We start from the raw sequence: 24,158 nt of genomic DNA on the forward strand, positions 1-24,158 counted from the left end.
CTTACTTTTGCAAGGGCGGGAAGCGCACGCGCGTGCCTGCCGGCAGATGGCGAAGTCCGTTCAACTTGTTGGCGCGCGCCACCTTCAGATACAGGCCCGGGTCGCCATAGATTTGCTCGCACAGCCCGGCCAAGGTTTCGCCGGCGCGCAGCACGCGCACATGGGTCAGATCGGGCGACTGATCCTGTGCCAGCGCCACCCGGGTCTGGTCGGCCACGGCGTCCACAAAGACGGCACTGATGGTGGCGCGCAGCGGCGTGCCATCGGGCTTGAACAGCTTGTAGGCGATGGACGCGCTCTTGAGCACGCAACGCTTGATCTGGACCGTGCCCCAGGCGATCTTGAGGTAGTTGGGGCGGTGGATGTCGCCGTTGTAGCCGGTGATGGTCTGGAACTTTTCGACCTGCTCCTGCACATTGATCTTGACGCCATTGGCCCCCGTCCCGTCGAGGAAGAAGGCCAGCGACATGTCGCCCGGCTTGACCTTCTTGAAATCCATCCGGCTGCCAGTCGTGCCCGAGCCCTGGGCCGCGTCGTACTCCATCTCGTAGGCGATGGTGATCTCGTTCGGGTTCACATAGGCCGTGAAGGTGCCGACCAGATTGGCCTCGGCATAGTCGGGCGTCGAGTACGCCCGCACCAGCAGTTTGTTGAGCTGACCGGTGGCCACGACTCAGGCCTCTTTCTGCTGGCGCAGGATGTCCAGCACGCGCTCGACACATTCGGCCACCAGCGCCTGCTTGTCGGTGCCAGGCGCAGGCGGGGTGGACGTGCCGCCACCGGCCACATTGCTGACCTCGACCTGGATCACGATTTCGTCAATCAGGATGGGCATGGCGGTCAACTTTCATTGCGACGGAAGTAGCGGTACGAAAGGGTCAGCGTCTCGACCACAAAGGCGTTGGCCGTGGCGTTCAAATCCGAGATCGACCACTTGACTGGGAAGGCCCCGACCAGATGCCAGGTCATCAGCGGCTCGTGCTTCTCGTTCAGCAGGGTGACGTTGACATCGTGCGGGTCGATGTCGAGATCCTCAATGCTTTTTTGCGCCCACTTCCACACCTCGCTGCCCTTGAGCAGCCCGCGCTTGAGCACCAGATCGCCGTACTTGGCGCGGCCGGGGTAGCGCTGGACAAAGCGGTTCTCGCCGCCCTCGGCCAACTCCTCGGTCGTGACCTCGATGGCGAGACCCCCGACCTCGACAAAGCGCAGGTCGTCGGCGACAGGCGTGAGTCCCAGCACTTCCACCTTGAAGTGGAAGCCAACGGGTGGCGTGAACATGGTGGCGAGGCGCTAGCGCAGCGTCATTCGTTTTGCAGTTCCAAGCCCTCGTGCGCGATCTCGATCGACTCGATCGCCACCTCGTTGCCGCTGGCCTTCAGCCCTGGCCCTTCCACCTTGACCGGGAAGGCGTTGTGGATCTTCCAGGTCATCACCGGCGTGTGTTCTTCGTTGAGCAGGCTGATCACCACATCGCGCCGCTCGACCTGGTTGAGCTTGATGGTGGACAGCCATTTGAAGAAGTCGTTGTCGGCCTTGACGATGCCGCGTTTCATGGTGACGTTGCTGAACTTGCGCAGGCCGGGCATCTTGATCGACGAGTATTCCGGGAAGGAGCCGTCGCGGTACTCGATGGCCTGGTTTTCCTGCGTCAGGCCACTCACTTCCGAAAAGCCGATGCGGTTGCCACCCCACTGCACGGTGAAGTGGAAGACGGGGACGGGATATTGCTGGGGCATGGTCGTTTCTCCGTTGAATCAACAGGGCGGCAGTTCGTTTTCAGCTGGTTTGCAGCTTGTGCGAGAACTTCAGGATGATGAATTCAGCGGGGCGGACGACCGCCATGCCGATCTCGACATGCATGCGGCCTTCCAGGATGTCTTGCGCGTTCATCGTCGTGCCCAGGCCGCAGCGGACGAAGAAGGCGTCCTTGGTGGTGGCTCCGGCCAGCGCGCCTTCGCGCCACTTCTGCGTCAGGTAGTTTTCGATCATGCCGCGCACCTTGACCCAGGTGTTCGCGTCATTGGGCTCGAAGACGGCCCAGTAGCTGCTCTTCTTGACCGACTCCTCGACCATATTGAAGAAGCGCCGCACCGGCACATAACGCCATTCGTTGTCGTTGCCCGCCAGCGTGCGCGCACCCCAGACCAAGGTGCCCTTGCCCGCGAAGGCACGCAGGGCGTTGATCGATTTGCCGGTGGTGGGATCGACGTTCAGCTCGTCCTGGTGGGCGTTGTCCAGCCTCACCATCGGCTCCACCACATCCGCCACGCCGACATTGGCAGGGGCTTTCCAGACGCCGCGCGAGGAATCGACGGCGGCATAGACCCCGGCCACCGCGCCGCTGGGCGGCACGACGATGAAGTGGTCGAGCAGCAGGGTCTTGATGAGGTTGTAGAGGCTGGTGTCCCAGGCCACGCTGGTGGGGTCACCGATGGCTTGCAGGGGCACGGCGGCACCAGCGTCCAGGGTGACCAGCACATTGCTTTCGTCGGGTTTGAGGTAGTGGTTGAAGCTGGTTTTCAGGTCGGGGTAGTAGAGCGCGCCGTACTTGAGGTTGTTGTTGCCGACGCGGGCGCGGTTGACCAGCAAGGCCGCGTTGTCTTGGGCGACGCTGCCGGCGAACAGGTCGAGGATGGCGAAGCGATCCTTCAGCGAGCCGCATTGGACGAGCATGTTCTGCGCCATCGTGTTGTAGCCGGTGCCGCCCAGCTTGAGGGCATCGGGGCAGACCAGCATCGTCGGTTCGTCTTCGAGCGCCACCGCCCCCAGCCCGGCCGTCAGTTCGGCAATGTCCATCGCGCCGACATAGTCGCCGACCGAGGTGATGTAGCACTTGCCCCCGCCGTTGTCGAAGAACATCTTGACGGCGTAGTACAGCAGGTGATCGACCGCAGGCGGCACGACCGTCGTGGTGATAACGCCGGGCGACACCGTCGTGCGGGTGATGGCAATGGCGGGCGCGTCGGGCGCACCGAAATACTGCTGGTATTCGGCAAAGCTGTAGATTTTGGTCGGCTTGCCTTGCAAGTCAGTCGCCAAGATCTTCTGCGCTTTTTCGGTGTACCCGATGAAGGCGGGGATGGCGGTCTCGACCTCGGCCACCGAGGGCGGGAAGGTCGAAATCTCTTCGACATAAACGTCAGGCGTGCGGTAGGTCGGCATGAGCGGTGCTCCTGAGGGATTAGCTGAGGCTGAGGTGAACGACGAATTGCGCGTCGTGGCGCTCGGCACCCGGTTGCGGCAGATTGCCGATCAGCACGTCACCGTTGCGTTGCAATTCCAAGCCCGCCGGGCCACGCGCACGGCGGGCCACGGTGGCCTGGGCTTCAAACAGGGCGATGCGGGCGCTGCCACTGGGGTCGAGCAGGGCGGGGGCCAGATGGCTGGCGTCGAAGGCGGCGGGCGCGATGCGGTTGAACACCAGCGCAGGCCGTGCCTCGGCGGCAAAGCCCGCGTCTTGCACGCTGAGGCTGTCGAACTCGACTTGGCCGAAGCGCTGGGCGACGACGTAATAGCGCAGGGTGTCGCTGCGTGCGGTGAAGCTCAAGGTGAAGGCCTGTCCAGCGGGGAGATGGCTCGCATCGAAGCCCAGTGCCAGCACGCCCCAAGCGTTGACCAACCCAGGCTCGACCCACAGCGCCCAACTGGCGGCTGGACCTGCGCCCTGTTCTTCAACCCGCCATTCGCCGTGGGTGTAGCGGCCCGGCAAGGTCCAGGCTTCGTCGCCAACGTTCAAGACGGTTTGCGCCTGCAGGGTGTTCGCGGCGTCGAACAGGCGCAGGGTCAGAGGGCGCTCGCTGGTGCGTGGCTCAATCCGCAGTTGTTCGCCGCTGATGCGCACTGCACGCGGGCCGCCCAGGGCGTTGACGTTGGCCGTGTTGTCCCATACCGCCACATCGCCACGCGGTAAACCCAGCGGTGTGGTGATGAGGTCGAACGAGGCTTCGTGCGGCTTCAGGGCGATCAGCAGGCGCAGACCGCTCAAGTCGGACAGCGGGTCGTTGGCGTCGTCCACTTCGACCAGCACATGCAGCGCACCGTCCAACACCCGCAGCAGGGCGTGTGCCCCGGCCAAGGCCCGCTCGGTGGCAGGTGGAAGGGCAAAGCCCAGGGCGTCGCAGGCGCCGCCAAAAAAGCCGTGCTGCACCGTGACGGTCCAGAGCGGGCGGAAGGTGATGCGGGCCATTTCACTTGCCTGCAAGCGTTGTTTCGATCACCGTGATCGGCGCGCCGGTGCCGGTCGGCTCCAGGTCTTGCAGCACGACCATGCGCAGCCGGTAGACGACCGAGGGCAGGTGCTTGGCGCCGAGGCAGGCCCACATCTGGTTCATCTGTTCCGGCCCATAGCTGAGCAGATCCATCGCGACGCGCTCTACGCCCTCGGGCAGGGCCGGGCTGCTGGCGGGCGTGAACAGCGGCCGCGCTTGGAAGAAGGCGAGGATCAGGGACAGCGTGCGCAGCGCCTGGTCGTACTGCTGGAACCGCCCCGCGAACAGCAGCACGAGGTTGAGCTTGAGCGGTGGCGGCAGCACGACTTCACGCCCACCGATGAGGGTGCGCTCTGGCAGTTGCTCGCGGGTGCTGCGTTCCTCGTCGATCTGGAAGAGGGTCAGCCGGGTCGTGTCCACCGCTTGCGTCCACAGCCCGCGGTCGTCGCACAGCGCACCCACGCTGACGGCACCCAAGTCCGTGCCTGCGCGCTTGCGCAGATGGGCGTTGACCTCGTCGGCCAGGAAGGAGAGGGTGGTGTCGATCACAATTTCGGCTTGTAGGCAGGTATGCGGAACAACACAAACCCTAGTTTCTAGGGGGCTCAGTCGCAGCAAGGATGTTCGGTCGCAGCAAAGACCCCCTCGCCTGCCTATTCGGTAGCGAAACTGTCGAAGTAAGCGGCTTCAGTGAAGTTCTTTACTGGATCCGCTTATAGAATTCGGCACTTCCGTAGCAGGTCTGCGCCAGAAGAAAGTGCGCGATGCGAAGACGCGAATCGATCCAGTAGATTTGTAGCGTGGCAGTGAGAACCTTACCAACCACGTTGGTGATGGCACTTTGTCGCTCGGCCAGATGGTCGATGAACCGTGGAGTTACTTTGCGCATGGTATTCGCATCGATTTTGATCATGAAGGCCCCCCTGAGAAAGTGACTGGAGACGTGACGCATCGGGGCGCGGAACACTTGCAGCGTAGCTTGGATCCCTTGCATCGCAAAGAGCCCAGAAAGCAGTGGCATCCACAATTTTAGGGACGCTTTTGCCGATGCAGACCTCGGCTCAATCCTGGCTCATCGCGGCCACGGCCGAGTAGTCTGCGCAATCCACCGTCTCGCCAAAATACAGGTCAAAAGGGCACTTCTCGAAACCACCCTGACCGCCCTACGAGCATGGCGCTGAGGGTACTGCCAACTTGTTGATGCACGGCCGAGAGAAGGCCGCCCTGTCCTCGCTCCAGATCCAGACACGAAAGTGCAGGCAAGGTCACTGCGCCCTGGCACCGGACTCGGTCAGGGCGACGGCGAGACCGAACTTGCCCACGCAGCAGGAGCCCTCGCCCCGCCCTTCGGAACGGGCCTGCAGTCCGATGGGCAGCTTGCGGCGGGGCAGTGCGACGGCGGCGGCGGTGCTCATGGCCAGCAGTGTAGTTGCGGGTCTGGGCAGCGGGCCACCGCCGACATGGCTTGGCTGTTCAACATTCATCCTCGACAGTGGCCAGGCTGGTTGTGCGCAGCCATTCTTGAATTCCGAATTCTGGGCCGCCCCCTTACCCCCTCCATTCCCGGGGCGGTTCAGTCGTGAGCCTGGTTGGCGGGCGGGCGCGCCGCAGGGCCGCACCACGGATCAGATCACCTTGCACGCCGCCAGCGCCGCTCCCTCCTCGAAGATGAACTGCCGGAAGGCCGCGTTCACGCCTGTGAGCACCGTGTCCCGGCGCTGCAGGAAACACCAGTCGATGTGCTTGGGCATGTCCTTCACGTCGAGCACGACCATCAGCCCGGCGTTCAGCTCGACCTGAAAGGCGTGCGCCGACAGGAAGCTGATGCCCATGCCGCACATCACCGCCTGCTTGATCGTCTCGTTGCCGGCCAGCTCCATCCCCAGCTTCACCTGGATGGACTGCGACTGCAGCAGGTGCTCCAGGAACTGTCGCGTGGCCGAGCCGCTCTCGCGGAAGATGAAGTGCTCGTCGCGCAGGTCGGCCCAGTCCAGCCCGCGGCGGAGGGCCAGCGGGTGGTCCGGGTGCGCCACGATGCAGTGCGGGTGGCGGGCGAAGCTGGCGGCTTCCAGGTCGGCCTCGGACGGCGGGTAGCCGGTGATGGCGATGTCCAGCCGGTGCTCCTGCAGCATCGCCAGCACCTCGCTGCGCTTGGCCACCGTGAGCTTGAGCCGGACCTCGGGGTGGCGGCGGTGGAACTCGTTGAGCAGGCGCGGCGCGAAATAGTGCGCCGTGGACACGACCCCCAGGTGCAGCAGCCCGCGCGCGCCACGCTGGTCGGGCTGGCCGGTCGCCGTCTCGTAAGCGCCCATCGCCTCTTCGGCGGCCCGCGCCTGCGCCAGCAGCACGCGGGCGTGTTGCAACAACTCCTGCCCGGCGTCGGTCAGCCGCTGGCGTTGCGGGCGCTCGAACAGCACGGTGCCGAGGTCGGTTTCGAGCTGACGCAACTGCATCGACACCGCCGGCTGGCTCATGTCGAGCTGCTCGGCGGCCCGCGAGAAGCTGCCGCAACTGGCAATGGTCTCGAAGATGCGGAGGTGGCGCAGATTCAGGTGCTTCATGGTGGTCCGGCGTCGTTCGGCGTATCGGGGACTTTCCCGCAGACAGGACGGCGCTGCCCGCCTCCCCGCGGGGCAGCAGCACTGCGGTGGCGGGGTGTTCATCAGAACATACAGTTTTCCTGATGGCCTGCATCAGACTTCATCAATTGCCCCTGAAGGTGATGCTGCCTACGCTTGCGCTCCATGAACACCACCACTCCCTTCCCGCGCTGGGACGACAGCCGTGCCGCCACACTCGATGCGTCGGGCCTGCTGCTCTACCGCTCGAACCTGCTCGGCTCCGACCTGCGCATCACCAACTACGGCGGCGGCAACACCTCGGCCAAGCTCTGGCAGACCGATCCGCTCACCGGCGAGTCCGTCGAAGTGCTGTGGGTCAAGGGCTCGGGCGGCGACGTCGGCTCGATGAAGCTCGACGGCTTCTCCACCCTCTACATGGACAAGCTGCGGGCGCTGAAGGGCCTGTACCGGGGCCTGGAACACGAGGACGAGATGGTCGGCTACCTGCCGCACTGCACCTTCAACCTCAACAGCCGCGCCGCCTCGATCGACACGCCGTTGCACTCGTCGCTGCCGTATTCGCATGTCGATCACATGCACCCGGACGCCGTGATCGCCATCGCCGCGATGGCGAATTCCGACGCCATCACGCGCCAGGTCTTCGAGGGCACGGTCAGCTGGATGCCCTGGCTGCGGCCGGGCTACGAGCTGGGCCAGCAACTCGCCGCCTGCGACGCGGCGCATCCAGGCCTGCGCGGCATCGTGCTCGGCGGCCACGGCCTGTTCAGTTGGGGTGACACGGCCCAGTCCTGCTACGAGAACACGGTGGACCTGATCGAGCGTGCGCAAAGCTGGCTGGCGCAGGAGCGTGTGGCCCGCAACGTGCAAGTCTTCGGCGGCACCCGCTTCGAGACACTGGCCGCAGACGACCAGCAGGCGACGCTGGCCCGCGTGCTGCCGGTGCTGCGCGGCCTGTCCGGTGAAGGCGCGCCGAAGCTGCTGCACCTGAACACCTCGCCCGAGGTGCTGGAGTTCGTCAACTCGGCCGATCTGGAGCCGCTGGCCGCGCTCGGGACTTCGTGCCCGGACCACTTCCTGCGCACCAAGATCCGCCCGCTGATCGTGCCGGAGGCCGTCTACCGACTCGGCGGCGTGGCGCTCAAGACGGCGCTGCAAAACCTGCTCGCCGGCTACCGCAGCGACTACAGTGCGTATTACGAGCGTTGCAAGCGCCCGACCAGCCCGGCGCTGCGCGACCCGAACCCGGTGGTGATCCTGCTGCCGCGCATCGGCATGGTGACGATCGCCAAGGACAAGGCCACGGCACGCATCGCGGGCGAGTTCTATGTCAACGCGATCAACGTGATGCGCGAGGCCAACGCGGTCGATCAGTACGTTGGCCTGCCCGAGCAGGAAGCCTTCTACATCGAATACTGGCTGCTCGAAGAGGCCAAGCTGCAGCGAAGCCCCAAGCCGAAGCCGCTGGTCGGCAAGGTCGCACTCGTCACGGGTGGCGCGGGCGGCATCGGTCAGGCCATCGCCAAGCGGCTGCTCGGTGAAGGCGCCTGCGTCGTGCTGGCCGACATCGACCAGGAAGCGCTCGACTCGGTCGGCGCCGGGCTGGCCAAGGCGCATGGCAAGGACCATGTGCGCGGCGTGCGCTGCGACGTGACGAGCGAGGCCAGCGTGATCGCCGCGTTCGACCGGGCAGCGGTCGAGTTCGGCGGCGTGGACATCCTTGTCAGCAATGCCGGCATCGCCTCGGCGGCGCCGATCGAGGAAACGACGCTCGAACTCTGGAACCGCAACCAGGCGATCCTGGCCACCGGCTACTTCCTCGTCGCCCGCGAAGCCTTCAAGCAGATGAAGGCCCAGGGCACGGGCGGCAGCATCGTCATGATCGCCAGCAAGAACGGCATGGTCGCCAGCAACCAGGCCACCGCCTACTGCGCCGCCAAGGCCGCCGAGATTCAGTTGAGCCGCAGCTTCGCCCTCGAAGGCGCGCCGCTGGGCATCCGCTCGAACGTCGTCAACCCGGACGCGGTGATCCGGGGCTCGAAGATCTGGACCGGCAAGTGGAGCGAAGAACGCGCTGCCGCCAACAAGATCGACGAGGGCGACCTCGAAGCCTTCTACCGCGACCGCTCGATGCTCAAGCGCAGCGTGTTTCCCGAAGACATCGCCGAGGCGACCTACTTCTTCGCCGCCGAACATTTGAGCGCCAAGAGCACCGGCAACATCCTGAACGTGGACGCTGGCAACCTCGCCGCGTTCACGCGCTGAACCCGGCAGCCTCCGGACAAGGAACCGCCATGAGTACCCTGATCGACCCCGGCGTGATCGCCGCGCACAACGCCCCGCTGCTGCGCCACCTGCACAACGACTACGCGCACCTGGGCGAACAACTCGCCCGGCGCGGCGTGGACATCGAGACCGTGCGCGCCCAGGTCGCCGCCTTCGGCGTGGCGATCCCGAGCTGGGGCGTGGGCACCGGCGGCACGCGCTTCGCCCGCTTCCCCGGCCAGGGCGAGCCGCGCCACGTCTTCGACAAGCTGCAGGACTGCGGCGTGATCCAGCAGCTCGCCCGCGCCACGCCGACCGTCTCGCTGCACATCCCCTGGGACAAGTGCAGCGACTGGTCGGAGCTACGCCAGGCGGCGGCCAGCCACGGCCTGGCGTTCGACGCGATGAACTCCAACACCTTCTCCGACCAGAAGGGCCAGGCGCACAGCTACAAGTTCGGCAGCCTCACGCACACCGACGCCGCCACCCGCGCGCAGGCCGTGGCGCACAACATCGAGTGCATCGCCATCGGCCAGCAGCTCGGCTCGAAGGCGCTGACGGTGTGGGTCGGCGACGGCAGCAACTTCCCCGGCCAGCAGCACTTCCGCCGTGCCTTCGACCGCTACCTGGAGAGCACGCGCCAGATCTACGCCGCGCTGCCCGACGACTGGCGGATGATGCTGGAGCACAAGATCTGCGAGCCGGCGTTCTACAGCACCGTGATCCAGGACTGGGGCAGCAGCTACCTCGCGGCCAGCAGCCTCGGCCCGAAGGCGCAGTGCCTCGTGGACCTCGGCCACCACGCGCCGAACGTCAACATCGAGCTGATCGTCGCCCGCCTGATCGCGGCGGGCAAGCTCGCCGGCTTCCACTTCAACGACAGCAAGTACGGCGATGACGACCTCGACGCCGGCTCGGTGTCGCCGTACCGGTTGTTCCTCGTGTTCAACGAGCTGGTGGCCGCCGCACACGAGGGCGTGGCGTTCGATCCGGCCTACATGCTCGACCAGAGCCACAACGTCACTGACCCGATCGAGAGCCTGATGACCAGCGCGGTGCAGGTGCAGCGCAGTCTGGCGCAGGCGCTGCTGGTGGACCGCGCCGCGCTTGACGCCGCACAGGAATGCAGCGACGCGCTGACCGCGACCCACCTGCTCAAGGCCGGCTTCCAGACCGACGTGACGCCGATCCTGCAGCGTGTGCGGCTGGACGCGGGCGGCGCGATCGACCCGGTCGGCGCCTACCGGGCCAGCGGCTACCGCCAGCGCATGGCCGAGGCCCGCCCGGCCGTGGTCGGCGGCTCCGGCGGCATCGTCTGAACAGCCGAATTCCTTCCCGAAGCTTCACCCCCGCGCCGCGTCCTGCGGCGCTCAATGCGAAAGAGGAGACACCATGACCATTCGATCCACCCCCTTCATGCTCGTTGCCGCCGCCGCACTGTCGGTCTGCCTGATCACGCCGGCGATGGCCGCCGACAAGATCGCCCTGGTCGTCAAGAGCCTGGGCAACGGCTTCTTCGATGCCGCCCACCAGGGGGCGCTCGAAGCCGCGAAAGAACTCAAGGACGTCGAGATCATCTACACCGGCCCCGCCAAGGCGACCGCCGAAGGCCAGATCGAGATCATCAACTCGCTGATCGCGCAGAACGTCAAGGCCATCGTCATCTCGGCGAATGACCCGGACGCGCTGGTGCCGGCGCTGAAGAAGGCGATGTCGCGGGGCATCAAGGTCATCTCCTTCGACTCGGGCGTGAAGAAGGAAGGCCGCCTGATGCAGTTGAACCCGTCGAACAGCGCGCTGATCGGCGAGAAGCTGGTCAAGATGAGCGAGCAGGTGGCGGGCAAGACGGGCGAAATCGCCGTGCTGTCGGCCACCGCGCAGGCGACCAACCAGAACATCTGGATCGCCGAGATGAAGAAGGTGCTGGCCCAGCCCGCCTACTCTGGGCTAAAGCTGGTCAGCGTCGTCTACGGCGACGACCAGACCGACAAGAGCTACCGCGAAGCGCAGGGCCTGTTCAAGAGCCACCCGAACCTGAAGGCCATCGTGGCGCCGACGACGGTGGGCATCGCGGCGGCGGCCAAGGCGGTGCAGGACGAGAAGAAGGTCGGCCAGATCTTCGTGACCGGGCTGGGCCTGCCGTCGGAAATGGCGGGGCATGTGAAGAGCGGCGCGGTCAAGTCGTTCGCGATCTGGAACCCGATCGACCTCGGCTATTCGTCGATCCACGCCGTCCACGCCTTCATGACGGGCAAGGCCAAGGGCGTCGCTGGTGAAAAGATCTCGCTGGGCCGTGTCGGCAGCGCCACGCTCGACGCCAACCTCGAAGGCGCGATGGCCGAGCCGTTCACCTACGACGCCAGCAACGTCGAGCAGTTCGCCAAGATCTTCTGATGTCCATGCCGACGCCGATGCCCATGCTCACGCTGCGCGGAATCCACAAGCACTTCGGCCCGACCCACGCGCTCAAGGGCGTGGACCTCGACCTGGTGCCCGGCGAGGTGCTCGCGGTCATCGGCGAGAACGGCGCGGGCAAGTCCACGCTGGTCAAGACGCTGACCGGCGTGTACCAGCCCGACGCGGGCGAGATCCGCATCGGGGGCCAGACCCGGCGGTTTGCCCGCGCACAGGAGGCACAGGCGGCGGGCATCGTCGCCGTGCACCAGGAAACCGTGATGTTCGAGGAGCTGAGCGCGGCCGAGAACATCTTCATCGGCCGCCAGCCGATGCGCCTGCTCGGCGGCATTCCGAGCCTGTGCGTGATCGACTGGGCGGCGATGAACCGCGAGGCGCAGGTGGTGCTGGACCAGGTCGGCGCCGGCTTCGCGGCCACCACGCCGGTGCGCGCGTTGAGCCTGGCGCAGCGGCACCTGATCGAGATCGCCCGCGCCCTGTCGCAGCAGGCCAAGGTCGTCATCCTCGACGAGCCGACCGCCGCGCTGTCGCAGGCCGAGATCCGCGATTTCTACGGCCTCGTGCGCGGCCTGAAGGCGCAGGGCGTGGCGGTGCTGTTCATCACGCACAAGTTCGACGAGATCTTCGCCGTGGCCGACCGCTATGTCGTGCTGCGCGACGGCGCCTCGGTCGGCAGCGGGCGCATCGCCGACGCGGACGAGCCGGCGCTGGTGAAGCTCATGGCCGGCCGCGCCATCGACCAGATCTATCCCGCCATCCCGCACCGGCCCGGCGAGGTCGTGCTGCAGGTGCGTGGGCTGACGCACCCGACCGAGTTCGCCGACCTGTCGTTCGCGCTGCGCCGGGGCGAGATCCTGGGCTTCTACGGGCTGGTGGGCGCGGGGCGCAGCGAGGCGATGCTGGCCCTGATGGGACTCAATCCGGCGGCCCGCGGCGAGGTGCGCATCGGCGGCAACGCCATCGACATCCGCCAGCCGGGGGACGCCATCGCGGCCGGGCTGGCCTACGTGCCCGAGGAACGCCAGCGCCAGGGCGGCATCCTGCCGTTCTCGGTGCGGCACAACATCAGCCTGGCGGGACTGGCCGGGCCGCGCACCGGGCTGAGCGGCACGCTGTCGCTTGGCCCGTGGCTGTCGCCGCTGCGCGAGCAGTCGCTGGCGGCAGGGCTGATCGAGCAGCTGCGCATCAAGACCGCCTCGCAGGACACGCCGTTGTCGGGCCTGTCGGGCGGCAACCAGCAGAAGGTGGTCATCGCCAAGTGGCTCGGGCTGAACCCGCGCATCGTCATCCTCGACGAGCCGACCAAGGGCATCGACGTCGGCGCCAAGCAGGCCGTCTACCAGCTCATCGCCGAGATGGTGGCCGAGGGGCTGGCGGTGGTCCTGGTGTCGTCGGAGCTGCCGGAGGTGATGCACCTGGCGCACCGGGTCGTCGTGATGCGGCGCGGGCGGCAGGTCGGCGAATTCGCCCAGGGGCAGGCCGATGCCGAGACGATCGTGGCCGCCGCTTCGGGCCTGAACCACGCGGTGACCGCATGACGAAACCTTCTCCGTTCTCCCTGCGCCGCGAATGGGTGCTGCTGGCGATCATCGCGGCCATCGCGCTGGCGGTCGGCGCCCGTGCCCCGGTGTTCCTGACCTGGCGCAACGCGCTCGACATCGGCAACGACTCGGCCATCCTCGCCATCCTGGTGATGGGGCAGATGCTGGTGCTGCTGACCCGCGGGGTCGATCTGTCGGTGGCGTCGAACCTGGCGCTGACGGGGATGCTGTGCGCGCTGGTCGGGCGGGCGTGGCCGGGGGTACCGCTGGTGGGGCTGCTGGTGCTGGCCTGCGGGATCGGTGCGGCGCTGGGGGCGGTGAACGGCTGGCTGATCGTGCGCTTCCATCTGCCGTCGATCGTGGTCACGCTGGGCACGATGTCGGTCTACCGCGGCGCGATCTTCGTGGCCAGCGGCGGGGCGTGGGTGTCGGACCACCAGATCCACCCGCTCATCAAGGGCCTGCCACGCGAGACGCTGCTGGGGCTGCCGGTGCTGCTGTGGTTCGCGGCGGCAGCGGTGGCGTTCACGCTCTGGCTGCTGCGCTGGCGCCGTGAAGGGCGCGAGCTGTACGCCTACGGCGGCAACCCGTCGGCGGCGGTCTACGCCGGCATCCCGGTGCCGGGCAGGCTGATGATGGCCTACACGCTCTCGGGCCTGCTCGCCGGGCTGGCGGGGCTGCTGTGGGTCGGGCGCTACTCGATCGCGTTCACCGAGCTGGCCTCGGGGTATGAACTGACGGTGATCGCCGCCTGCGTGATCGGCGGCGTGAGCATCGGCGGCGGGGTGGGCACGGTCAGCGGCGCGGTGCTGGGCGTGCTGTTCATCGGCGTCATCAACGGGGCACTGCCGGTGATCCAGGTCTCGCCGTTCTGGCAGCAGGCCATCGCCGGTTTCGTGATCCTGGTGTCGGTGGTGCTGAACGCCCGTGGCCACCAGCAGGCGGGGCGCCAGATCCTCGAACCCACCGCCGAGCATGCACCTCAACACACACCCGAACACACCGCCACACCCGCCGCAACCTCGACACAAGGAGCCACGGCATGAAGGCCCTCGACACCTGGGAGCGTGTGCTGCTCGCCCTGATCGCGCTCGTCTACCTCGTCTTCGGGCTGACCATCGACGGTTTCCTGTCGCCGTTCGCGCTGGCGGACAGCACCTACAACTTCTCCGAGAAGGCGCTGATCGCGCTGGCGATGGCGCTGCTGGTGGTGGCCGGCGAGATCGACCTGTCGATTGCGGCCACGATGGCGCTGTGTTCGCTGGCGATGGGCTTCGCGATGCAGGCGGGGGCCGGGCTGCCGCTGATGCTGCTGGCGGCGCTGGTGACCGGGCTGCTGTGCGGGGCGCTGAACGGCTGGCTGGTGACGCGCTGGAAGCTGCCGGCGATCGTCGTCACCATCGGCACGCTGTCGCTGTACCGGGGACTCGCGCAGGTGGTCCTCGGCGACCAGGCCATCACCGGCTACCCGGAGAGGCTCAGCACCTGGGGCAACGGCAGCGTGGGCGACCTGATCGGGGTGCCGGCGCTGATCGTGCCGATCGAGTTCGCGGTGCTGGTGGTGGCCGGGCTGGCGGTGGGGCTGTTCCTGCACCGCACGCTGCACGGCCGGCGCCTCTACGCCATCGGCGCCAACCCGATCGCCTCGCGTTTCTCCGGCATCGCGGTGGACCGCTACCGGATGGGCCTGTTCCTGTTCGCCGGGGGGATGGCGGCGCTGGCAGCCGTGCTGCTGACCGGGCGCATCGGCAGCACGCGGCCGAACCTGGCGATGGGCTGGGAGCTGGATGCGGTGACGATCGTCATCCTCGGCGGTGTGGCGATCGAGGGCGGGCGCGGCAGCATCCTGGGCACCGTGCTGGCGGCCGTGCTGCTGGGCAGCTTCACGTTCGCGCTGGGGATGCTCAACGTCTCGGGCATCGTGATGTCGATGATCGTCGGGGTGCTGCTGATCGTGGCGATGGTGCTGCCGAGGTTCACGCTGTTCACGCGATCCAGGACGCAACGGGTGACCGCATGACCACCGACAAGATCGCCTTCCGCATGTTCCTGAACCCCGGCTGCGAGGCCGAGTACCAGCGCCGCCACGACGCGATCTGGCCCGAGCTGGCCGAGCTGCTGCGTGGCAGCGGGGTGAGCGACTACAGCATCTTCCTGGACGCGCCACGGGGTGTGCTGTTCGCCGTGCTGCGCCGCCGGGCGGGCCACACGGTGGACACGCTGCCGCAGCACCCCGTGATGCAACGCTGGTGGCAGCACATGCAGGACATCATGCAGTCGAACCCGGATGGCTCGCCCGTGGCCGAACCGATGCCGTGCCTGTTCCACCTCGACTGACCTTGGGTTCTTGCGCATGACCTTGTCGCATACGCTGGTGCTCGACATCGGCAAGAGCAACGCCAAGCTGGTGCTGATCGATGCGGCCGGCGAGGTGCTGGCGCGCCGCGTGCAGGCCAATGCACCGATGCCGGGGCCGGGTTACACCGCGCTGGGCGTGCCGCAGCTGCAGCAGTGGCTGCTGGACAGCCTCGCAGACCTGCCCGAGCGCGAGCGCATTGCCCGCATCAGCATCAGCACCCACGGCGCCGCTTTCTGCGCCATCGACGACACCGGGCTGGTGCTGCCGCCGATCGACTACGAGTGGGACGGCTACGGCGACCACCGCGCCGCCTTCGCGCAGGCGATCGACCCGTTCGCGCACACCGGCTCGCCGACGCTGCCCGCCGGATTGAACGCCGGGCTGCAACTGTTCTGGCTGCAGCGCACGCAGCCCGCCGCCTGGGCGCGCATCCGCCACTGGCTGCCGTACCCGCAGTTCTGGGCCTGGTGGCTCAGCGGCGTGGCGGCGAGCGAGGTGTCGTCGCTGGGCTGCCACACGCAGCTCTGGGCGCCGTGGGCCGGGCGGTTCTCTGACTGGGCCGAACGCAGCGGGATCGCCGCGCTGTTCCCGCCGCTGCGCCGGGCCGGTGACGTGCTGGGGACGCTGCGGCCCGCACTGGCGGCGCGCTGGGGACTCTCGCCGGACTGCGCCGTGCTGTGCGGGGTCCACGACAGCAACGCCTGCCTGGTGCGCTACCTGTCGTTGCCGGACACGACGCTGCTGACGACGGGCACCTGGACCGTCGCCATGTCCACCGCCACCACCGCCAGCCCGGAGGAGGCACCCGTGCCGGCCGAGCTGTTCAACGTGTCGGTCAATGGCCGGCCTGTGCCCACCGCCCGCTTCATGGGCGGGCGGGATTTCGACCACCTGTGCGCGGGCGCCGATCCAGCCTGGGCGACGGAAGACGCACTGGCCGACTTGCGGGACGCCGGCTGGCAGGCCCGGCCGCTGCCCGGTGACCAGCCCGAAGCCGCGTTCGAATTCTGGTGCCGCGGCCAGCGGGTGTCGGACGACGTGCTGGCGGTGCCGGCGCGGTTGCGTCCGGCGCTGGCCGCCGTCTATTGCGCCGAGCGCAGCGCCGCGCTGATCGGGCGCCTGTCGCCGCGCGGCTCCGTGGTGCTGGAGGGACCGCTGGCCGGCAATGTCGCCTATGGTCTCGCGCTGGCGGCGCTGCTGGGGCCGGATCGGCCGCTGTGCCGGTCGATCGACGACCTGGAAGGCACGGTTCGCGGTGCGTGGCAACTCGGCTGCGAGGCGCCAGCCCTGGCCGACACCCGCAGCAGTGCCCGGGTCCAGCTCATCCGAAGTCCGCCGTCCGCCGCTGCTGCTCGGCTCACCCCGTGATCGTCTCGACCTCGAAGCCGACGACATTGCGCGCCGTCCGGCTGAACTCGACGCCGATCAGATGCACGGCGGATCCCTGGCCCAGGTACTTCTCGGCATAGCCCTTCTCGCGGATCTGCCGCAGCGCATGGCCCTCGGGCGCATCCGCCACCACCTTGAACTCGAACAGGAAGACCTGCCCCGGCAGGACCACGGTCAGGTCGATGCGCCCGTGGTTGGTCGCATCCTCGACCCGCAGGTCCAGCCCCAGCCCGGCCAGGTGGCTGTAGAACACGCTCGCGTAGTGCCCCTCGAACCCTGCCAGCGGGTTTTTCCTGTACCAGTCGCTCGGGATGCTGGCGAACAGCGCCCGCAGCGAGGTCTCGATGGACAGCAGGTCCGCCTGGAACAGCGCGTCCATCAGCGACAGCCGCGCCGGCAGCACGACCCGCTCGGGAATGCCATAGCTCGGCAGCAGTACCCGGTTCAGGCTCACCTCCACCTCGCGGTTCGGATAACCCAGCGTGTAGAGCACGTCCCGGTTCTGCAACTGCCGGGTTTCGCGCAGCGTCAGGTAACCGCTCTGGAACAGCAGCGCAGCCGGTTCGATGTGCTCGACCTCGAAGCTCGTCAACAGCGACTCGTCCGCCTGCTGCCGAGCCAGATCCGGGGTGAACCACTGCTGTTCGGTCAGCATCCGCACCAGGAAGGTGGGCGTGCCGGTCTCGAACCAGTACGACTTGAACTGGCGGCTGTCGAACAGCAGCAGCGCATCGAAGGGGTTGTAGACGCTGGTGCCGCCCCAGTTGTAGCCGTTGTACCAGTGGCGGATCTCGTCGCGGTCCAGCCCCGGCAGCTCGGGCGCGAAGACGGTGTCGATGTCGTGGTCGGTGTAGCCGCACAGCGCGCTCCAGCGGGCGTCCAGCGTGATGTCGCGCAGGTTGTTCAGGCCCGAGAACAGGCTGACCTTGCTGAACTTGGTCACGCCCGTCAGGAACACGAACTTCAGGTGCTCGTCGCTGTCCTTGAGGGTGGCGTAGAGATCCCGCAGGCCATCGCGCATGGCGCGGGCCACGTCCGGGTCGTCGATGTTGTCGAGGATGGGCTTGTCGTACTCGTCGATCAGCACCACGACCGGCTCGCCCCGGCTGAGATGCGCCTGGCGGATCAGGTCGGCGAAGTTGCCCGCCAGATCGTCCTCGGGCAGACCCTCCGGCAGTGGCAGCCCGAGCGCCACGCGGTTGACCCGCAGGTTCTCCCGGATGCGCTGCCCGAGGCGGGTTCCCTTGGGGGCGACGCCGGTGGAGAAACTCAGCCGGATGACCGGGTAGCGGCGCGACCAGTCCCAGCGGGTCTCGGCGGCCAGGCCGGTGAACAGCGCCTGGGTGCCCTCGAAGAGTTCCTTGAAGGTGTCCACCAGCAGGCTCTTGCCGAAGCGCCGGGGGCGGCTGAGGAAGAAGTACGTGCCTGATTCGATCAGGTCGATCGCCATGCCCGATTTGTCCACGTAGTAGCACCCCTCGCTCCGCAGCTTGGCGAGGGTCTGCAGCCCGATGGGCAGCTTGCGGCGTGGCAGTGCGGGGGCGGCGGTGCTCATGGCCCGCAGTGTAGTGTCGGCTCGGTGAAGCGTTGCCGCCCCGAGCCGTTGGTCCAGCAAGGGCACCAGCGGCAGCAGATCGACCGCCAGTGCGCCGTGCCCGTGGTCGGCCAGCACGTCTTCGAGCAACACCTGGCGCGCCACGGCCTGCTGCCCATCGTCGAGGCGTCGGTGCCATGCCCGGAAATCCCGGTGCGCCAGTTCTGGCACCGCCGCGCCCACCGCGACGCCGGCAACCTGTGTGGCTGCGCGGGCTGATCCAGGGGTTGTTCGCTCGGGCGTGAGCGGGGGAATCTGGGGAAACACGGCGGGGCGCCATGTCCGATCGATCTTCGCTAAAGTCCCCACTCCCCTGCGCTCTCGACCCGCCTTGACCCGCGACCGGCCCATGCCCCTGACCCTGCCCCAACTCGAACGACACCTTTTCAAGGCCGCGGACATCCTGCGCGGCAAGATGGACGCCTCCGAGTTCAAGGAATACATCTTCGGGATGCTGTTTCTCAAACGCTGCTCGGATGTGTTCGACCAGCGCCATGCCGAGGTCATCGCCCGCGAGCAGGCCGCCGGAAAAACCAAGATCGATGCACTCATGAGCGCCGAACTGCGGCGTTGGTACGGGCAGTCGTTTTATGTACCCCACGCCTCGCGCTGGGCGCATCTGGTGCAGGAGGCGCACCAGGACGTGGGCGGTTTTCTGAACCGCGCCCTCGGTGGTCTGGAACGCGACAACGCCAGCCTCGCCGGGGTGCTGGAGCACATCGATTTCTCGCGCAAGGTCGGCCAGAGCAAGATTCCCGATCTGAAGCTGCGCCAGCTCATCAGCCATTTCAACGAGGTGCGGCTGCGGGACGAGGATTTCGAATTCCCTGACCTGCTGGGCGCGGCGTATGAATACCTGATCAGCCAGTTTGCCGATTCGGCTGGCAAGAAAGGCGGCGAGTTCTATACCCCGCGTTCCGTGGTGCGGATGATGGTTCGCCTGGTCAAGCCGCAGGAGGACCACAGCATTTACGACCCGACCTGCGGCTCGGGTGGCATGTTGATTCTCGCCAAGGATTACATCGACGAGCACGGGGGCAATGGCCGGCGGGCGGATCTGTGCGGGCAAGAGGCCAATGGCACGGTCTGGTCGATTGCCAAGATGAACATGCTGCTGCACGGCATCACCACCGCCGATTTACGCAACGACGACACGCTGGCCGAGCCGGCGCACGTCGAGGGCGGCGAGTTGATGCGGTTTGACCGGGTGCTGGCAAATCCGCCGTTTTCCATCAACTGGGGCACGGCCGATACCGACCGCCAGGGCCAGCCGGTCTGGTCGCCCAAATATCCCGAGCGTTTTCGGTATGGCCAGGTGCCGCTGGGCAGCAAGAAGGCGGACCTGATGTTCCTGCAGCACATGGTGGCGGTGCTGCGCGAAGGCGGGATGCTGGCGACCGTGATGCCGCACGGGGTGCTGTTCCGGGGTGGCGAGGAGCGGGCGATCCGCGCGGCGATGATCGAGGCCGATTTGCTCGAAGCCGTCATCGGGCTGCCGGCGAATCTGTTTTATGGCACCGGCATTCCGGCCTGCGTGCTGGTGTTGCGCCAGCGCAAGGGCAATGCCAGCGGCAAGCCGGCCGAGCGTCAGGGGCGGGTGCTGTTCATCAACGCCGACCGCGAGTTTTCCGAGGGCCGCGCCCAGAACCATTTGCTGCCCGAGCACATCGAGAAAATCGCCCACACCTTCGAGACGTTCGCGGTGGAGCCGGGGTTTTCGGCGGTGGTCAGCAACGCGGCGTTGGCGGAAAACGATTTCAATCTCAATATCCGCCGCTACGCCGACAACGCGCCGCCGCCGGAGCCGCACGACGTGCGGGCGCACCTGCTGGGCGGTGTGCCGCGGGCGGAGGTGCAGGCGCGGGCGGCGCTGTTCACGGCGCACGGGCTGGACCCGATGGCCTTGCTGGTCGCGCGGGATGAGAAGTATCTCGACTTTGCGCCGGCGCTGGCGACGCGGCAGGCGCTCAAAGTGGCGGTGGAGTCGAATGCCGGGTTGCTGGCGCGGGAACAGGCGGTGCGCGAGGCGTTTGATGGCTGGTGGCGTGCGCACAGTCCGCGCATTGCGGCGCTGGCGGGGGCGGCCAACACGGTCGGCCTGCGCCATGAGCTGCTGCACAGTTTCAGCGCGGCGCTGGAGCCGCTGGGCGTGCTGGGGCGGTTTCAGGTGCGCGGGATCGTGGCGGGGTTCTGGGATGACGCCAAATACGAGTTTCTGACGCTGATGGCGCGCGGGCCGCGGGGGGTGGTCGATGCCTGGCGGACGAGCATCCTGACGGCGCTGGAGGATGACCAGGCGCGGGACAATCCGCTGGACCACAAACTGGTGCGGTTCCTGATGGCCGAGTTTGTCGAAGCGCAGGCGGCGCTGGAGGCGCGCAAGGCGGAACTCGACGGGCAGATCAAGGCGGCGGTGCCGGACAAGGGCGAGGATGGTGATGAGGCTGACGGAGCGGGCGATGACGAGGCGCCGGCGGTGGACGAGGCGCAACTCAAGGTGTGGAAGCAGCAGCTCACCGCGCTGAAAAAGCAGATCAAGGCCCAAAACCAGGGTTTCGCCCGGCAGCTTGGCGAGGCGGTGGATGCGCTGGACGATGCGGGGGCGGCCGAGTTGCTGCTGACCATACTGCGCAATGACATGCAGGCGATATTGGCGCGGTACCTTGGGGCGCAGCGGCAGCAGGTGGTGGTGGCGTTCGAGAATTGGTGGGACAAGTACCGGGTGACGCTGACGCAGACCGAGGCGGCGCGGGATGTGGCGGCGCGGGAGTTGTCGGGGTTTCTGAAGGGGCTGGGTTATGTCTGATTGGGTAGATGGAACACTTTCAGATGCAATCAATTCGTTGGACGCAGGCGTTAGCGTTAATGCAGAAGACCGCCCGCACGGTTCAGGTGAGATTGGTGTCCTGAAAACCAGCGCACTCAGTGGTGGCAATTTCCATCCAGAACAGAACAAAGCTGTCTTACCTACGGAACGAAATCTAGTTGCAGAGCCTGTGCTGGCTGACTCGATTCTGGTCAGTCGCATGAATACCCCTGCACTGGTTGGCGAGTCCTGTTATCTGGATGCAGCACATCCGACACTGTTTTTGCCGGACCGACTTTGGCAATTGAAGCCCAAGGACCGGGATGCAGTGAACATGCGCTGGCTCTCGTTTGTATTGCAGTCAAGTGGGTACAGAAATCACATCGAAATTCATGCGACGGGAACCAGCGGCAGCATGAAGAACCTGCCGAAAGCGCGCTTGCTGGATCTGCCGGTGTCATACCCACCGGCACATGAGCAGCGTTTCATCGCAAAGGTTCTCGACGCCCTCGACACCACCATCCGCCAAACCGAAGCGATCATCGAAAAGCTCAAGCAGGTCAAACAGGGGCTGCTGCACGATCTGCTGACCCGCGGCATCGACGCCAACGGCGAACTGCGCCCGCCGCAGAGCGAGGCGCCGGAGCTTTACAAGGCGTCGGCGTTGGGGTGGATTCCAAAAAAGTGGGCACCCCGCGCGCTCGGCACTCTTGCCGAAGTCTCTGGAGGCGTCACGCTGGGCCGGTCGATTTCTGGCCCTGGTGTTGTTGAGCTTCCATATCTGCGTGTTGCCAATGTTCAAGATGGCTACCTTGATCTGGATGAAATAAAAACCGTTCAGGTTTTATCCAGTGAAGTAGCTCGCTACAAGCTGGAACCCGGTGACGTACTCATGAACGAAGGCGGAGATTTCGACAAACTGGGGCGCGGTGTCATTTGGTCGGGCGAGTTGGAAACCTGCCTGCACCAGAATCACGTTTTCCGTGTCAGATGCAGTCGCGCCGATTTGGACCCACGTTATTTAGCGACATACAGCGCCTCTCGATTCGGCAAGTCGTATTTCGTTCAAGCGTCAAAGCAGACAACCAATCTCGCCTCAATCAATTCAACACAGTTGAAGGCGTTTCCGCTGATGTTGCCTCCACCCGAAGAGCAGCGCGCCATCGTCGAGAAGCTCGCCGGTCTTGATCTTCGAGTCGAATCTGAGGCGCGGACAAAGCAAAAGCTGCTCGCGCAAAAATCCGGTCTCATGGACGACCTCCTCACCGGCCGCGTGCGCGTCACCCCGCTGCTGGAAAGCGCCGCCGCATGACCCCGAAACCGCCCCCGCGCGAAACCCTCACCGTCGAGTTCAAGAGCGACCGCAAGCGCCTGCCCGACAGCGAACTGGTCGAGGCCGTCGTCGGTCTGGCCAACACCGAGGGCGGCACGCTGTGGCTGGGCGTGGAGGACGACGGCACCCCCACCGGACTGCACCCCGACCACCTCCTGCTCGACGGCCTGGGCGGTCTGGTCGCCGCCCGCACCTCGCCCTCGCTGACCGTCACCGTGCGCGCCGTGGACCTCGACGGCGTGCAGGTCGCCTGCATCGACGTGCCTAAGGCCCACAGCGAGATCGCCACCCGCAGCGGCATCTACCTGCGCCGCCGCCTCAAGCACGACGGCACCCCCGAAAACGCCCCGATGCTGCCGCACGAGCGCCTCAGCCGCGCCGCCAGCTTCGGCCTGACCGACGTCTCGGCCCAGCCCGTGGCCGGCGCGCAGTTGAGCGACCTCGACCCGCTGGAGCGCGAGCGGCTGCGCCAGGCCGTGCAGCAGTTCGGCGGCGACCGCGTGCTGCTCGAACTCGACGACGAGGCGATGGACGGCGCCCTCGGCCTCACCACCCGCACACCCGACGGCCAGCGCCTGCCCACCCTCACCGGCCTGCTGCTGATCGGCAAGGAAGCCGCGCTGCGCGACCTCGTGCCCACGCATGAGTTCGCCTTCCAGGTCATGGCCCAGCAGGCGGTGCGCTTCAACGAGTTCCGGCGCTTCCCCCTGCTCAAGGCGCTGGACTGGCTCGAAACCAACTTCCGCCCCTACAACCCGGAGGACGAGCTGCAGGTCGGCCTGTTCCGCGTACCGGTGCCCATGCTCGACCTCGGCGCCTTCCGCGAGGCCGTGGCCAACGCCCTCATCCACCGCGATTACCACCGCCTGGGCGCCGTGCATGTGCGACTGGAGGATGACGCACTGGTCGTCAGCAACCCCGGTGGGCTGGTCGAAGGCGTCACGCTGGCCAACCTGCTCACCACCGAACCCCGCCCGCGCAACCCGCGGCTGGCCGATGCGATGAAGCGCGTCGGCGTGGTGGAACGCTCGGGCCGCGGCGTGGACAAGATCTTCCGCGGCCTGCTCAAGTACGGCCGCCCGGCCCCGGACTACAGCCGCACCGGCCGCGAGAGCGTCGTCGTGCGCCTGCCCACCGACGCCGCCGACCTCGACTTCCGCCGCCTCGTCGTCGAGGAAGAGCGCCGCCGCAGTGCCGAGCTGCCCATCGACAGCCTGATCGCTCTGGCCGCTCTGCGTGAACTCAAGCGCATCACCGCCGATGAGCTGGCCAGCCGCATCGAGCGCGACGCCGCCAGCGCCAAGCGCACACTCGAAGCCCTGACCGAGGCCGGGCTGGTCGAAGCCCACGGCGCCACCCGGGCGCGCAGCTACACGCTGTCGGCCCAGCTCTACCAGCGGTCCGGCGACAAGGCGGCCTATACGCGCCAGGCGGGTTTCTCGGCGATCCAGCACGAGCAGATGGTGCTGAGCTATGCGCGCCAGCACGGGCAGATCAAGCGCGCCGAGGTGATGGAGCTGTGCCGTCTTTCTACGGACCAGGCGGCCAAGTTGCTGAAAAAGCTCAAGGCGCGCGGCCTGCTGGTTCAACATGGTGAACGCCGGGGCGCTTGCTACACGCCAGGCATCCATGGGGATGTGTGAGCCGTTTTGAGGTCTTGTGCGCC

General features: G+C 66.8%; 23 protein-coding genes. 12 read left to right on the forward strand and 11 right to left on the reverse strand.

Features of this window, described 5'->3' with window-relative positions:
- Window position 1: 1 nt before the first annotated feature.
- The 10 genes from RMP06_RS08825 to RMP06_RS08870 all read right to left on the reverse strand — a co-directional run bounded on the left by RMP06_RS08825 (window position 2) and on the right by RMP06_RS08870 (window position 6,772).
- Window positions 2–670, reverse strand: a complete 669-nt coding sequence (locus tag RMP06_RS08825; protein ID WP_310461404.1) for a CIS tube protein — start codon at window positions 668–670, stop codon at window positions 2–4.
- Between the two features lie 3 nt (window positions 671–673).
- On the reverse strand, window positions 674–835 hold the full coding sequence (locus RMP06_RS08830) for a DUF5908 family protein (protein WP_310461405.1): 162 nt from the start codon (window positions 833–835) through the stop codon (window positions 674–676).
- Window positions 836–840: 5 nt separating this feature from the next.
- The gene (locus RMP06_RS08835) at window positions 841–1,281 is read right to left on the reverse strand and encodes a phage tail protein (protein WP_310461406.1); all 441 of its coding nucleotides are present in this window, start codon (window positions 1,279–1,281) and stop codon (window positions 841–843) included.
- 23 nt (window positions 1,282–1,304) lie between these two features.
- Window positions 1,305–1,739: a phage tail protein gene (locus tag RMP06_RS08840; protein WP_310461407.1), complete on the reverse strand. Its 435-nt coding sequence runs from the start codon at window positions 1,737–1,739 to the stop codon at window positions 1,305–1,307.
- Window positions 1,740–1,779: 40 nt separating this feature from the next.
- Window positions 1,780–3,165, reverse strand: a complete 1,386-nt coding sequence (locus RMP06_RS08845) for a phage tail sheath family protein (protein ID WP_310461408.1) — start codon at window positions 3,163–3,165, stop codon at window positions 1,780–1,782.
- A gap of 19 nt (window positions 3,166–3,184) precedes the next feature.
- Window positions 3,185–4,189: a hypothetical protein gene (locus RMP06_RS08850; RefSeq protein ID WP_310461409.1), complete on the reverse strand. Its 1,005-nt coding sequence runs from the start codon at window positions 4,187–4,189 to the stop codon at window positions 3,185–3,187.
- 1 nt (window position 4,190) lies between these two features.
- Entirely contained in the window at window positions 4,191–4,760 is a 570-nt protein-coding gene (locus RMP06_RS08855) for a Pvc16 family protein (protein WP_310461410.1), read from the reverse strand.
- A gap of 151 nt (window positions 4,761–4,911) precedes the next feature.
- A complete protein-coding gene (locus tag RMP06_RS08860; protein ID WP_310461411.1) occupies window positions 4,912–5,124 on the reverse strand; it encodes a hypothetical protein in 213 nt (70 codons plus the stop codon).
- 352 nt (window positions 5,125–5,476) lie between these two features.
- Window positions 5,477–5,626 (reverse strand): hypothetical protein, encoded by a 150-nt coding sequence (locus tag RMP06_RS08865; protein WP_310461412.1) that lies wholly within the window; start codon window positions 5,624–5,626, stop codon window positions 5,477–5,479.
- A gap of 210 nt (window positions 5,627–5,836) precedes the next feature.
- Window positions 5,837–6,772 carry a LysR family transcriptional regulator gene (locus RMP06_RS08870; protein ID WP_310461413.1) on the reverse strand — a complete coding sequence of 312 codons (936 nt, stop codon included), beginning with the start codon at window positions 6,770–6,772 and terminating at the stop codon, window positions 5,837–5,839.
- A gap of 183 nt (window positions 6,773–6,955) precedes the next feature.
- Between RMP06_RS08870 and RMP06_RS08875 the strand changes: the two genes are divergently transcribed.
- The 8 genes from RMP06_RS08875 to RMP06_RS08910 all read left to right on the forward strand — a co-directional run bounded on the left by RMP06_RS08875 (window position 6,956) and on the right by RMP06_RS08910 (window position 16,738).
- Window positions 6,956–9,055, forward strand: coding sequence for a bifunctional rhamnulose-1-phosphate aldolase/short-chain dehydrogenase (locus tag RMP06_RS08875; protein WP_409050134.1), 2,100 nt, complete (start codon window positions 6,956–6,958; stop codon window positions 9,053–9,055).
- Window positions 9,056–9,084: 29 nt separating this feature from the next.
- A complete protein-coding gene (gene rhaI, locus RMP06_RS08880) occupies window positions 9,085–10,374 on the forward strand; it encodes an L-rhamnose catabolism isomerase (protein WP_310461414.1) in 1,290 nt (429 codons plus the stop codon).
- A 73-nt stretch (window positions 10,375–10,447) separates the two neighbouring features.
- Window positions 10,448–11,449 (forward strand): rhamnose ABC transporter substrate-binding protein, encoded by a 1,002-nt coding sequence (gene rhaS, locus RMP06_RS08885; RefSeq protein WP_310461415.1) that lies wholly within the window; start codon window positions 10,448–10,450, stop codon window positions 11,447–11,449.
- A complete protein-coding gene (locus tag RMP06_RS08890) occupies window positions 11,449–13,008 on the forward strand; it encodes a sugar ABC transporter ATP-binding protein (protein ID WP_310461416.1) in 1,560 nt (519 codons plus the stop codon). Before rhaS ends, RMP06_RS08890 begins: the two co-directional genes overlap by 1 nt.
- Complete coding sequence (locus RMP06_RS08895; protein WP_310461417.1) at window positions 13,005–14,057, forward strand: ABC transporter permease; 1,053 nt, start codon at window positions 13,005–13,007, stop codon at window positions 14,055–14,057. The genes RMP06_RS08890 and RMP06_RS08895 overlap by 4 nt, the downstream gene beginning before the upstream one ends.
- Window positions 14,054–15,031, forward strand: a complete 978-nt coding sequence (locus tag RMP06_RS08900; RefSeq protein WP_310461418.1) for an ABC transporter permease — start codon at window positions 14,054–14,056, stop codon at window positions 15,029–15,031. Before RMP06_RS08895 ends, RMP06_RS08900 begins: the two co-directional genes overlap by 4 nt.
- The gene (gene rhaM / locus RMP06_RS08905; protein WP_310461419.1) at window positions 15,028–15,348 is read left to right on the forward strand and encodes an L-rhamnose mutarotase; all 321 of its coding nucleotides are present in this window, start codon (window positions 15,028–15,030) and stop codon (window positions 15,346–15,348) included. Before RMP06_RS08900 ends, rhaM begins: the two co-directional genes overlap by 4 nt.
- Window positions 15,349–15,364: 16 nt before the next feature.
- Complete coding sequence (locus RMP06_RS08910) at window positions 15,365–16,738, forward strand: FGGY family carbohydrate kinase (RefSeq protein ID WP_310461420.1); 1,374 nt, start codon at window positions 15,365–15,367, stop codon at window positions 16,736–16,738.
- Here the strand turns inward: RMP06_RS08910 and RMP06_RS08915 are convergent.
- Window positions 16,728–18,314: an ATP-binding protein gene (locus RMP06_RS08915; RefSeq protein ID WP_310461421.1), complete on the reverse strand. Its 1,587-nt coding sequence runs from the start codon at window positions 18,312–18,314 to the stop codon at window positions 16,728–16,730. The genes RMP06_RS08910 and RMP06_RS08915 overlap by 11 nt on opposite strands.
- Before the next feature lie 24 nt (window positions 18,315–18,338).
- Here RMP06_RS08915 and RMP06_RS08920 point away from each other — a divergent pair, with 24 nt between their 5' ends.
- From RMP06_RS08920 to RMP06_RS08935, 4 genes are all read left to right on the forward strand, one after another.
- Window positions 18,339–18,572, forward strand: coding sequence for a hypothetical protein (locus tag RMP06_RS08920; protein ID WP_310461422.1), 234 nt, complete (start codon window positions 18,339–18,341; stop codon window positions 18,570–18,572).
- 130 nt (window positions 18,573–18,702) lie between these two features.
- Complete coding sequence (locus RMP06_RS08925) at window positions 18,703–21,159, forward strand: N-6 DNA methylase (protein WP_310461423.1); 2,457 nt, start codon at window positions 18,703–18,705, stop codon at window positions 21,157–21,159.
- Entirely contained in the window at window positions 21,152–22,471 is a 1,320-nt protein-coding gene (locus tag RMP06_RS08930; protein WP_310461424.1) for a restriction endonuclease subunit S, read from the forward strand. Before RMP06_RS08925 ends, RMP06_RS08930 begins: the two co-directional genes overlap by 8 nt.
- Entirely contained in the window at window positions 22,468–24,135 is a 1,668-nt protein-coding gene (locus RMP06_RS08935; protein ID WP_310461425.1) for an ATP-binding protein, read from the forward strand. The genes RMP06_RS08930 and RMP06_RS08935 overlap by 4 nt, the downstream gene beginning before the upstream one ends.
- The last annotated feature ends 23 nt before the right edge of the window (window positions 24,136–24,158 follow it).

The organism is Sphaerotilus sp. (assembly GCF_031429695.1).
Lineage (GTDB): Bacteria > Pseudomonadota > Gammaproteobacteria > Burkholderiales > Burkholderiaceae_C > Sphaerotilus.